This is a genomic window from Nocardia acididurans (genome assembly GCF_016741815.1).
In the GTDB taxonomy this organism is placed as follows: Bacteria; Actinomycetota; Actinomycetes; order Mycobacteriales; family Mycobacteriaceae; genus Nocardia; species Nocardia acididurans.
This window is the reverse complement of sequence record NZ_JAERRJ010000009.1, coordinates 106,430-118,089: the sequence shown is the minus strand read 5'-3', so window position 1 is coordinate 118,089 and position 11,660 is coordinate 106,430. Positions and strand designations below refer to the sequence as shown.

Genomic DNA, 11,660 nt, shown 5'->3' with positions numbered 1-11,660 from the left:
AAGTGTGGACTCAGCCGTGCGATTCGCGCGGTAGTCCGAGAATTCGTTCACCGGCGACGGTCAACAGAATCTGCTCAGTACCGCCCGCGATCGACAAACAGCGCGTGAGCAGGAATTCTTTCACCACTTCGGTTTCCAGAGCACCCGCCGCACCGGACAATTCGACGGCAAATTCGGCTACCGCCTGCCGGTGCCGCACACCGACCAGCTTGCGCACACTACTCTGCGGGCCGGGATCGCCGCCGCTGAGCAGCTTTTGGGCAGCTCGGGCTTCCAGCAAAGTTCCAGCTATTGACTCGGCAATAAGTCCGCCGAGCCGGTCCGCGACCAATTCCGCACCCGGGCCGGACTTCGGCGCGGCGGAGATCAGCTTCTCCAATTCGTCGCCGATTCCCTTGCCGCCCATGGCGACGCGTTCGGCAGACAAAGTGGAACGTGCGATCTTCCAACCATTTCCGAGTGTGCCGACCAAGCATTCGTCCGGCACGAAGACATCGTCCAGGAACACCTCGTTGAAACGCGCCTCGCCGGTGATCTCCACCAGCGGCCGGATATCCAGCCCGGCACTCTTCATATCGACCAGGAAGTAGCTGATGCCCCTGTGCTTGGGCGCGTCGGCGTCGGTGCGCGCCAGGCAGATACCCCACGTCGCCTTGTCCGCGAGCGAGGTCCACACCTTCTGGCCGCGCAGCTTCCACCCGCCCTCGACCCGCTCGGCGACCGTGCGCAGCGCCGCCAGATCCGAACCCGCGCCGGGCTCGGAGAACAGCTGGCACCAGATCACCTCGCCGGTGAGCGTTGGCAGGGCGAACCGCTCGATCTGCTCGGCGGTACCCCACTGCAGCAGCGTCGGAATGGCCCAGTTGGCGATGGCCAACTCCGGCAGCTCGATACCGGCCTTGCGGACCTGATCGTCGAGCCAGGTCCGCAGGATCGGGCCCGCGCCCCGCCCGTAGGGGGCCGGCCAGTGCGAGGCCAGCAGGCCCGACTCGGCCAGCGCGTCACGCTGCTGCTCGACCGGCAGGGCCGCGATCTTGGCCAGATCCGCCGCCAGCACCGCGGCCTCGGCCGCGTCGATGCCGAGCGAATCCCAGGCCGAGTCGCCCTCGGCCGCATCGGAATCCGTGTCCAGGCCGACGCCGACCGAACGCCGCTGACCGGCGTAGGTCAGCTCGGCGACGCGAGCCCGCCAGTGCGCGCTGCCGCCCACCAGCTGACGCAGCGCGGTGGCCCGGCGCAAATACAGATGCGCGTCATGTTCCCAGGTGAAACCGATTCCACCCAGCACCTGAATGCAGTCCTTCGCGGTCTCGACCGCGGCGTCCAGCGAAACCGCCAGCGCCACAGCCGCCGACAGCGCGAGTTCCGAACTCCCGGAGTCCACGGCGTGCGCGGCATCGGCGGCCACGGCGCGAATCTGTTCGGCCCGGCACAGCATCCACGCGCAAATATGTTTGACCGCTTGGAATTCGCCGATCTTCTTACCGAATTGTTCACGCACCTTGGCGTATTCGACCGCCGTCTCCAGGCACCAGCCCGCGATGCCCGCGGCCTCGGCGGCCAGCAGCACCGCCGCGAGATCGCGGACATCCTGGGCCGGTTCGAAGACGCGGTCCTGGGCCACAGCGACATCCGCGCACACGACGCGGGCCAGCGGCACGCTCCGGTCGATGGTGTCCAGCGGCTCCACCCGCAGACCCGGCGCATCGGCGTCGATCAGAGCCCAGAGCCGCCGGTCACCGTCGCGAAGCGGCAGCAGGACGGCGGCGCCGGGTGCGGCACCGGTCACGAAATCCCATTCACCCGTCAGGGTGAGATCGGATTCACCTCCGGATATTGCGATTTCGGCCCCGAGGCCCACCCCGCACGGCGTATTCTCGTCGAGCATCTCGCCCGCGACGAGCCCCGCCAGCGCAGTCGAGAGCACCGGTCCGCCGACCAGATCATGCGCCGCCTGCTCCACCAGAACGGCCAGATCACCGACGGAACCACCGGCCCCGCCCGTCTCCTCCGGAACCGCCACCCGGAAAATTCCGAGATCGGCCAGGCGCGACCAGTATTCGCGCCAATATTCCGGTGCACCGGTTCGCATTGTTGCAATTGGGCGCACTGCCGCGGCCCATCCGCGCATCGACTCCTGAACGGCTTTATGCTCGTCAGTGGTGGCTATGGTCACACTCCATACCGCCTTTCCGGCGTGACTTCAGCTCCTAGAACATGTTCTAATGTTCCAGCCGGGCGTAAGTCAAGCGCCGCCCGGTCGCGGTACGAACTCGTATCCAGGAAAGGACTTTCAACCGATGGCCAGTCCCTCCCGATCGCAGGCCGCCGATGGGGTAGCCGCCGCGCGCACCGCGCCCGTGACCACCCTCAGCGAGGAGGATCTGAGCTCCGCCGCCCAGCGCGACCGGCGCAAACGGATCCTCGACGCGACGCTCGCGCTGGCCTCCAAGGGTGGGTACGACGCGGTCCAGATGCGCGCGGTCGCCGAACGCGCGGATGTCGCCGTCGGCACGCTGTACCGATACTTCCCGTCCAAGGTGCACCTGCTGGTGTCCGCGCTGGCCCGCGAATTCGAGCAGTTCGAAGGCCGTCGCAAGCCGTTGGCGGGCAACACGCCTCAGGAGCGCATGCACCTGCTGCTGACCCAGGTCACCCGGGCCATGCAGCGCGATCCGCTGCTGACCGAGGCCATGACGCGAGCGTTCATGTTCGCCGACGCCTCCGCGGCCGCCGAGGTCGATCGCGTCGGCAAGGTGATGGACCGGTTCTTCGCGCGGGCGCTCTCGGACGAGACCCCCACCGACCGCGAATTGGCCATCGCCCGAGTCATCTCCGACGTGTGGTTGTCCAACCTGGTGGCCTGGCTGACCCGCCGGGCGTCGGCCACCGATGTGACCGAGCGCCTGGAGCTGACGGTCGATCTGCTGATCGGCAACAAGGAGTAGCGACTCCCCCGCTGTAGTTCGCACGCCGGGCGTTCGCTCGGTTGTGCGCAACGGCCGCCCACCCCCGGAGAGTGGGCGGCCGTTGCTGTTTCAGCTGTTCAGGGGCCTGGACGGGTTGAAGATCACACATTCGGTGAACGGTGTGCAAGTGTCCTGTAAACGCTATGTATCACCGCCAGAACAAGTGGGCAATCTCTACCCAGTAGCATCACTCGCGCCCTGAAAAATCTCCTCCGATCATTAGGTTGGATGCGTGAGCGCACAGGATTTGCCACTCGAACTTCGCCGTGCGTTGGCAGCCATCGCCCGAGTGCCTCGGCTGCTGGTCGCATCGGACTACGACGGGACCATCGCGCCCATCGTTTCCGACCCCGCGAAGGCCTATCCCCACAGGGAGTCCGTCAGTGCGCTGCGCGCGCTCGCCGGACTCACCGGAACTACCGCCGCCGTGATCTCCGGCCGAGCCCTACGAGATCTCGCGGCACTCTCCCGGCTGCCCGTCGAGGTGCAGCTGATCGGAAGTCACGGTTCGGAATTCGATGTCGGCTTCGTGCACGCCATCGACAACGACGCCAAGCAGTTGCATCAGGAAGTCCAGTCGACGCTCACGCAGATCGCACAGGACAATCCGGGTGCGACCGTCGAGGTGAAACCGGCTTCCGTTGCCCTGCATGTCCGCAACGCCAGCCCCGAGATCGGCCGCCGCGCACTGGTTCAGGTGCGTCAAGGTCCGGCGAGCTGGGTCGGCGTACAGGTGACCGAAGGTAAAGAGGTCATCGAACTCGCGGTCGTGGAAACCGACAAGGGCGCGGCGCTCGATATCGTCCGGCATCAGCAGGGCGCGTCGGCCGCCGTCTTCATCGGCGACGACGTCACCGACGAAAAGGCGTTCACACGTCTGTCCGGCCCCGATGTCGGCATCAAGGTCGGCGACGGCGAATCACTCGCCAAATACCGCGTCGCCAGCACCGAGGACGTCTCGCGCGCCCTCGCCTACCTGCTCGAGGAACGACGCACCTGGCTCGCCGGCGCGTCCGCCCCGCGCATCGAACGGCTGACCATGCTGGCCAGCCCGCGCTCCAAAGCCCTTGTCACACCGGACGGAACGGTCACCTGGCTGTGCCATCCGGAACCCGACTCCGCCGCCGTCTTCGCCCACCTGCTGGGCGGGCCGGGAGCCGGGCACTTCACCATCCAGCCCGAACGCGCCGGCCTGCCGCTGTCCCAGCGGTATGTCGACGGCACCATGACCGCCGAAACCCGGTGGGCCAGCCTGCAGGTCGTCGATTACCTGCCGCACGACGTGGTGCCCGAACGCACCGACCTCACCCGCGTCATCACCGGCGACGCCAAAGCGGTCGTCACCTTCGCACCCCGGCCCGAATTCGGGCAGGTTCCGGTGCGCATCGTGCGCGACCCGTCCGGGCTCATCGTGCAGGGCACCAACGACCCCATGGTGCTGCGCTCCCCCGGCGTCGAATGGGAGATCGTCGACGAGGGCAACCATCACACCGCCCGCGCCGTCGTGGATCCGCGACAGGGCCCCATCGTCCTCGAATTGCGCTGCGGCACCTCCGATCTCGCCCCCGCCATGACCCCCGAGGCGGACCGGCGGCGCGAAGCCGAACGGTACTGGGCCGGGTGGGCGCGCTCGCTCGAACTGCCGCCGCTCAAACCCGACCTCATGAAGCGGTCCGCACTCACCCTGCGCGGACTCGTGCACGCACCCTCCGGATCCATCCTGGCGGCGGCCACCACCTCGCTGCCCGAGGACATCGGCGGCGTGCGCAACTGGGACTACCGCTACTGCTGGCTGCGCGACGCCTCACTCACCGCGTCCGCGCTGGTGTCGCTCGGCTCGCTCGGCGAAGCCGAAGACCTGCTGGCCTGGGTGCACCGGGTGCTGGAAACCCTGCCCGGACCCGAGCGGCTGCATCCGCTCTACACCCTCTACGGCGAAACCCTGCCGCCCGAGGCCGTCATCGACCAGCTGCCCGGCTACGCCGGATCGCGGCCGGTGCGCGTCGGCAACGCGGCGAACATGCAGGTGCAGCTGGACGTGTTCGGTCCCATCGTGGACCTCATCTCCCAGCTCGCGCACGCCCGCGAGCGCAAGGGCATCACCGATGCGAAGAAGGCGCTGCCGGACGCGGATTGGGAGCTCGTGCACGCCATGGTCTCCGCCGTGCAGCGGCGCTGGCGCGAACCCGACCACGGCATCTGGGAGATCCGCGGCAATCCGCGCCACCACGTGTACTCGAAGGTCATGGGCTGGCTGACCGCCGACCGGGCGATCACCCTGGCCCGTCAGTTCGGTCGCGGCGTCGACCCGGACTGGGAGAAACTGCGCGACACCATCGCGGAGGAGGTGAAGGCCGAAGGCTGGAACGACGAGGTCCAGTCCTACACCGCGGCCTACGACGGCACCGACCTGGACGCCGCCACCCTGCACATCGGCCTGAGCGGTCTGATCGACCCGTCCGATCCGCGGTTCGCCGCCACCGTCGTGGCCACCGAGGCCGAACTGCGCAGCGGCGCCACCGTCTACCGGTACCACCACGACGACGGCCTGCCCGGCGGGGAAGGCGGCTTCCACCTGTGTGCCGCCTGGCTCGTCGAGGCCTACCTGTTGATCGGGCGGCGTGAGGACGCGGAAGCGCTCTTCACCCAGCTCGTCGCCGCCGCGGGCCCGACCGGCCTGCTGAGCGAGGAGTACGACCCCGTCGCCGAACGCTCCCTGGGCAACCATCCCCAGGCCTACAGCCACCTCGGCCTGCTGCGCTGCGCGCAATTGCTCAGCCAGCCGGTCGCGGCCCTGACGTAGGTCCGCACCCCGGACCGAAAAGTCTTGCGGCCCCCGCGAACTGAACGTTCGCGGGGGCCGCTCGCTGTTTCGGTCACGAATTCGCGGCAGGGTGGCCCGCCTCACAACCGAGCGGTCGGGATTCGGAAGCTCCTGGACACGTGCGCTACATTCAAATGGCAATCGTTTTCGTTTGGCTTGTTCTTGTTCAGGAGTAACCCGCGTGACCGCCAGAACTGCTCGAGGATTCGCCTGCTTCGCCGCAGGGCTAGCCGCCGTCGCCACGCTCACCGCGTGCGGGGGAAACAATGGATCCGATGAGCTGACGGTCGTGGCATCCACCAACGTGTGGGGCGATATCGCCAAGACGGTCGCGGGCTCCGGCGTGAAGGTCGAGTCGATCATCAACGACCCGACCGTCGACCCGCACTCCTTCGAGCTGTCCCCCGTCGACGCCGCCAAGATCAGCGACGCCGGGCTCGTCGTCTACAACGGCGGCGGCTACGACGAATTCATCGACAAGGCCATCGCGGGCAAGAACAAGAAGACCGTCAACGCCGTCGAACTCGCCGACGAGCACTCACACGGCGGCGCGACCATCACCGCGGCCCCCGCCACCGGCGGCCACGATCACGCGCACGGCAACGAACACGTCTGGTACGACGCGCACGTCGCCGGTGAGGTCGCCGAGCACATCGCCGAACAGCTCGGCGAGATCGACCCCGCGCACAAGGACGACTACAGCAGGCGCGCCGCCGACTTCACCGCACAGCTCGCGGGCATCGAGGCCGTCACCGCGACGATCGCCGCCGAACACCCGAACCAGCCGGTCCTGCAGACCGAGCCGCTCGCCTACTACATGCTCGTCGCCGCCAAGGCCGACGACCGCACCCCGCACGGCTTCCAGGAAGCCGTCGAACAGGAGACCGACCCCGCCCCCGCCGACGTCGCGGCCGTGCGAGACCTGTTGAACGGCAAGCAGGTTCGCGCCCTCGTCTACAACATCCAGACCGAGAGCAAGATCACCGAAGACCTCCGCAAGACCGCCGAGGCCAACGGGATCCCCGTCGTGAACGTCACCGAAACCCTCCCCGAGGGCCAGACCTACGTGCAGTGGATGACCGCCAACGCTACGGCGCTCGCCAAGGCACTGGGATAACACCACACCATGCCAGCCCCCGGGAGCACCATCATGAACCCGAAGCCGACCCTCGCGCCGGGAATTCGCGCGACCGCCGACGACATGAACATGCCTGTGCACAGCGTGATCCCAGCAGCCACGGACGACATCCCGGAACCGGTGCGCCCGGACACCCGCGCACCGGTGGTGCGACTATCCGACGCCGGGCTGGCATTCGGCGACCGAACCCTGTGGCAGGGACTGGATCTGGAAATCCAGCCCGGTGAATTCATTGCGGTATTGGGGCCCAACGGGTCCGGCAAGACATCGATGCTGAAAGTTCTGCTCGGCCAGAATTCGCTCAGCGGCGGCACCGCGGAAATCGCCGGAAAACCCGCGCGCGCGGGAAATCCCGATATCGGATATGTGCCGCAGCAGAAGACATTCGAAGCCGGCGTGCAATTGCGCGGAGTCGATCTCGTCGGACTCGGCGTCGACGGGCACCGGTGGGGACTCGGACTGCGCGGACGCAAGGAACGCAAACGCAAAGTGGCGGAAGCCATCGCGGCCGTCGGCGCGGAGAAATTCGCGCACTCGCCGGTGGATGTCATGTCCGGCGGGGAACAGCAGCGGCTGCGCGTCGCACAGGCCCTCGTCGGCGATCCGCGCGTCCTGCTGTGCGACGAACCGCTGCTCAGCCTCGACCTCGCCAACCAGCGACTGGTGTCCGAACTCATCGACAAGCGGCGGCGGTCGCACGGCACCGCGGTGCTGTTCGTGACCCACGAGATCAATCCGATTCTGCCGCTGGTGGATCGGGTGCTGTACCTGGTCGACGGGAAGTTCGAGATCGGCACGCCGGACGAGGTCATGACCTCCGAGGTGCTGTCGCGGCTCTACGGCACCGAGGTCGACGTCCTGCGCGTGCGCGGACGACTGGTCGTCGTCGGCACCGGGGACGTCATGGACGCGCTCGGCACCGCCGGCGGGCACTGCCACGGCGACGACGAGGTGCGGGCATGAACGGTCAGGCGCGGAGGCGGCAGCGGAGCGTCACCACGCAGCGCCCCGTGCATGCCCGAAAGGACACCGCATGAACGACAAGCTCGCCGATGTATTCGGCAAGATGCTCGACTTCTCCACGACCGCACACCTTTTGGGGTACGACTTCGTCCAGCAGGCGGTGATCGCCGCCGCCCTGCTCGGGCTGCTGGCCGGGGCCATCGGGCCGCTCATCGTCAGCAGGCAGATGTCGTTCGCCGTGCACGGCACCAGCGAACTGTCGCTCACCGGAGCCGCCGCGGCGCTGCTCGCGGGGATCGGGGTCGGATTCGGGGCCATCGCCGGGTCGGTCGTGGCGGCCGTACTCTTCGGCGTGCTGGGATCCCGTGCCCGCGAACGTGATTCGGTGATCGCCGTGGTGCTGTCCTTCGGGCTCGGGCTCTCGGTGCTGTTCCTGTGGCTCGGCCCCGAACGCGCGGGATCGAAGTTCTCGCTGCTCACCGGGCAGGTCGCGAGCGTCGGCTACAACGGGCTCGGCATGCTGGCCACCTGCACCGCCGCCGTCCTCGTGGTGCTCGCCGCCGTCTACCGGCCGCTGCTGTTCGCCAGCACCGACCCGGAAGTGGCGGTGGCGCGCGGGGTTCCGGTGCGCGCGCTGTCCATCGTGTTCGCCGTGCTGCTCGGCGTGACCGCTGCCTTCGGCGTGCAGATCGTCGGCGCGCTGCTGGTGCTGTCACTGCTGATCACGCCCGCCGCCGCGGCGGCGCAGCTCACCGCGAATCCGGTGCGCGCCACCGTACTCGCGATCGTCTTCGCGGAAACCGCCGCGGTGGGCGGCATCCTGCTGTCGCTCGCGCCCGGCGTGCCGATCTCGACCTTCGTCACCACCATCTCGTTCGCCATCTACCTGGTGTGCCGGGTAATCGGCTCGCGCACCCGGAACCGGCGCCGGGTACTCGTCGCCGCCTGACCACCACCCCCACCGGGGAGGTCCACGATCTGTCGCATGAGGGGCGGCAGATCGCATCCGCGCGCATCCCGTCCGAGGCGACGCCCCCTCGTCCTGCCTCGACGGGGTGCGCTGCGGCACCTGCCGGACAGCCGCCCGCCATTCCGGAACTCAGACCCCCGCGCCGCCTTCACCGGCGAGCGCGAAGAGCCCTTCCGCGGTCTGCTCGATCAGACCGTCGACGAGAAGCGAGTCGAGGGCGCGGTCGCGCTGGCCCGGATCGCGAGTCCAGGCCAGGTCCAGGCGGATTCGCTCGACGGGGCCGTGCGCGTCGCGCAGGACGTCCAGCAGACGACCGCGCGCCTGGCGGTCGGTGCCCTCGTACTTCTGCACGCGGCGAACCACTTCCGAGGCCGGGCGGCCCGCCGTCACCCAGGCGCAGGACGGGAGCGGGCAGCGGGCGCAGTCGGGGTTGCGGGCGGTGCAGACCGTCGCGCCCAGTTCCATGAGGGCGGCGGAGAAGACCGCCGCGCGCTTGATCTGAGCCGGGAGCAGGGCCTCGGTTTCCACCAGGTCGCGGGCGGCGGGGTTGCCCGCTTCGGCCTTGCCGTGCACGGCGCGGGCCACCACGCGGCGGACATTGGTGTCCACCACGGGAACTCGCTGGCCGTAGGCGAAACAGGCCACGGCGCGGGCGGTGTAGGCGCCGATGCCGGGGAGACTCAGCAGGACCTCGACATCGGCGGGGACCTCGTCACCGTGGTCGCGGGCCAGCACCTGCGCGCACTCGTGCAGGCGGAGCGCGCGCCGCGGGTAGCCGAGCTTGCCCCAGGCGCGCAGCACATCACCCTGCGGGGCGGCCGCCATCGCGGACGGCACGGGCCAGCGGGCCACCCATTCGCGCCAGATCGGTTCGACGCGGACGACGGGGGTCTGCTGGAGCATGATCTCGCTCATCAAGATCTGCCAGGCGGTGACTCCCGGCCGCCGCCAGGGCAGGTCGCGGGCCGTCTCGCCATACCAATCGATGAGGGTGTCGCTGTCCAGCGGTCCCGCCTCCCCGTGCCTCCTGCGCCCGGCGCAGAGCCGTCGCCAGTCCCATGTGCGTGCCGGCAGTCGGGTTCGCCTGCGATTGTGGACGTTCCCGACGAGTTACCCGGCCCCCACGAAATCAGCTGTCACTATACGGAACAGTGGACGGGGTCCAGGTGGTCGTTCCGCCTGGTTGCTCACCGCAGGTCGGGATGGCCGGCCAGCGGGTCTTTGCCGGACCGTAACTTCACGGACTCGCCGGTAACCGACCTCGTATGGAAAATGGGACGCATGCCGCAATCCAACCCGATCAGTGCCTGGAAATCCCTGCGTGAAGGTAACGAGCGCTTCGTCAACGGCACGTTGCAGCACCCTAGCCAGGGGGCCGCCGACCGGGCGAAACTCGTGAAGGGGCAGCAGCCCTCGGCAATCCTGTTCGGCTGCGGCGACTCCCGCGTCGCCGCGGAGATCATCTTCGACCAGGGGCTCGGCGAGATGTTCGTGGTCCGCACCGCGGGGCATGTCATCGACTCCTCGGTGCTCGGATCCATCGAATACGGCGTGCACGTGCTCAACGTGCCGCTGATCGTGGTGCTCGGCCACGACAGCTGCGGCGCGGTCGGCGCGACCATCGACGCCCTCGACAACGGGAATGTGCCCGGCGGGTTCATCCGCAGCGTGGTCGAGCGGGTCACCCCGTCCATCCTGCTCGGCCGCCGCGAGGGGCTCACCTCCGTCGACGAGCTCGAGGCCCGCCACGTTGAGGAGACCGCGCGCCTGCTCATGCAGCGGTCGATGATCATCTCCCAGCGCGTCGCCACCGGCGAATGCGCCATCGCCTGCGTCACCTACAACCTCGGCGAAGGACAGATCAAACTCAACCGCGTCATCGGCAATATCGGCGAGATCGTCTAGTTCCGGGAAACTCCCGTAGCGCTCGTGCCCACCCCGGACGGGGTGGGCACGAGGCGGAGCAAGTCCCGAAGATGTTGGGGCCGTAGAGGGTTCGCGGGGTTCGCGCCGGTGGGCGCGGCAGAGCGGGGAAATGTACCTGGCGGGTCGGCTGTTTCACCTCCGACACGCCGAGACCCTGCGCCGGATGCGCCGGACCGTGCCCTTACCGTTGTCAGCGTGCTGGAACCGACTGGACCACTGCCGCCGGAAATCTACTGGCGCCGACGCCTGCTCGCGATCGGCGTGCTGACGGTCGCGCTCGTACTGGTGATCTGGGTGGCCGTCGCGGTGCTGCGCGGCGGTGGCGGGGACGAGAAGAAGGCCGACGGGGCGGCGAGCACGTCCGCCACGCACAAGGCGGCCGGAAGCTCGTCGGGAGCACCGGAATCGAGCGGAGCCAATCCGTCGGGCAGCAGCGCGAGCCCGAGCGCCGCGCCGGCCGGGCAGGGCAAGCAGTGCCCGGACCAGTCACTGGCGGTGAAGGTGAATCCGGAGCAGCCCACCTACAAGGCCGGGGAGCAGCCGGTATTCGGCATCGTCATCACCAACATCTCCAGCGCCACCTGCGAACGCGATATGGGCAGCGCGCTGCAGCAGGTGACCGTGCAATCCCTGGACGGGCAGCGCCGCATGTGGGCCAGCACCGACTGCTACCCGGAGGGACCGTCCGATCTGCGCACGCTCACCGCGGGACAGCAGGCGTTCTTCCGGGTCACCTGGACCGGCACCTCGTCGCAGCCGAGCTGCGCGGGCGAGCGCGTGCCGGTACCGCCGGGCGCGTATGTCGTTACCGCACAGCTGGGTTCGGTCCGCAGCAATCCGGAGCCGTTCAACATCTCGTGAGCGTGCCCG

General features: G+C 68.5%; 9 protein-coding genes. 7 read left to right on the top strand and 2 right to left on the bottom strand.

Annotated features, from left to right (window positions below; translation table 11 throughout):
• Positions 1–10: 10 nt before the first annotated feature.
• Positions 11–2,176, bottom strand: coding sequence for an acyl-CoA dehydrogenase family protein (locus JK358_RS23695; protein ID WP_201950616.1), 2,166 nt, complete (start codon positions 2,174–2,176; stop codon positions 11–13).
• A gap of 124 nt (positions 2,177–2,300) precedes the next feature.
• On the opposite strand from JK358_RS23695, the gene kstR reads away from it, so the two are divergent.
• From kstR to JK358_RS23670, 5 genes are all read left to right on the top strand, one after another.
• Positions 2,301–2,948, top strand: coding sequence for a cholesterol catabolism transcriptional regulator KstR (kstR, locus tag JK358_RS23690; RefSeq protein ID WP_201950613.1), 648 nt, complete (start codon positions 2,301–2,303; stop codon positions 2,946–2,948).
• A 253-nt stretch (positions 2,949–3,201) separates the two neighbouring features.
• A complete protein-coding gene (gene otsB / locus JK358_RS23685) occupies positions 3,202–5,772 on the top strand; it encodes a trehalose-phosphatase (protein WP_201950605.1) in 2,571 nt (856 codons plus the stop codon).
• 202 nt (positions 5,773–5,974) lie between these two features.
• Positions 5,975–6,910, top strand: a complete 936-nt coding sequence (locus tag JK358_RS23680) for a metal ABC transporter solute-binding protein, Zn/Mn family (protein WP_201950594.1) — start codon at positions 5,975–5,977, stop codon at positions 6,908–6,910.
• 90 nt (positions 6,911–7,000) lie between these two features.
• Complete coding sequence (locus JK358_RS23675) at positions 7,001–7,894, top strand: metal ABC transporter ATP-binding protein (protein ID WP_201951421.1); 894 nt, start codon at positions 7,001–7,003, stop codon at positions 7,892–7,894.
• Between the two features lie 70 nt (positions 7,895–7,964).
• Complete coding sequence (locus JK358_RS23670; RefSeq protein WP_201950588.1) at positions 7,965–8,843, top strand: metal ABC transporter permease; 879 nt, start codon at positions 7,965–7,967, stop codon at positions 8,841–8,843.
• A gap of 150 nt (positions 8,844–8,993) precedes the next feature.
• Here JK358_RS23670 and JK358_RS23665 read toward each other — a convergent pair whose 3' ends face one another.
• A complete protein-coding gene (locus JK358_RS23665) occupies positions 8,994–9,779 on the bottom strand; it encodes an iron-sulfur binding domain-containing protein (RefSeq protein ID WP_201950586.1) in 786 nt (261 codons plus the stop codon).
• Positions 9,780–10,145: 366 nt separating this feature from the next.
• Between JK358_RS23665 and JK358_RS23660 the strand changes: the two genes are divergently transcribed.
• Together JK358_RS23660 and JK358_RS23655 are read left to right on the top strand one after the other, a co-directional pair.
• Positions 10,146–10,769, top strand: coding sequence for a carbonic anhydrase (locus JK358_RS23660; RefSeq protein WP_201950583.1), 624 nt, complete (start codon positions 10,146–10,148; stop codon positions 10,767–10,769).
• A 216-nt stretch (positions 10,770–10,985) separates the two neighbouring features.
• The gene (locus tag JK358_RS23655; RefSeq protein ID WP_201950581.1) at positions 10,986–11,651 is read left to right on the top strand and encodes a hypothetical protein; all 666 of its coding nucleotides are present in this window, start codon (positions 10,986–10,988) and stop codon (positions 11,649–11,651) included.
• Positions 11,652–11,660: the final 9 nt, after the last annotated feature.

What these genes read in the sequence shown, in the direction of transcription:
- kstR (WP_201950613.1), top strand. Translation starts at nt 2,301, where the DNA reads ATGGCCAGTCCCTCCCGATCGCAGGCCGCCGATGGGGTAGCCGCCGCG.
- JK358_RS23675 (WP_201951421.1), top strand. Translation starts at nt 7,001, where the DNA reads ATGCCTGTGCACAGCGTGATCCCAGCAGCCACGGACGACATCCCGGAA.
- JK358_RS23670 (WP_201950588.1), top strand. Translation starts at nt 7,965, where the DNA reads ATGAACGACAAGCTCGCCGATGTATTCGGCAAGATGCTCGACTTCTCC.
- JK358_RS23665 (WP_201950586.1), bottom strand. Translation starts at nt 9,779, where the DNA reads ATGAGCGAGATCATGCTCCAGCAGACCCCCGTCGTCCGCGTCGAACCG.
- JK358_RS23660 (WP_201950583.1), top strand. Translation starts at nt 10,146, where the DNA reads ATGCCGCAATCCAACCCGATCAGTGCCTGGAAATCCCTGCGTGAAGGT.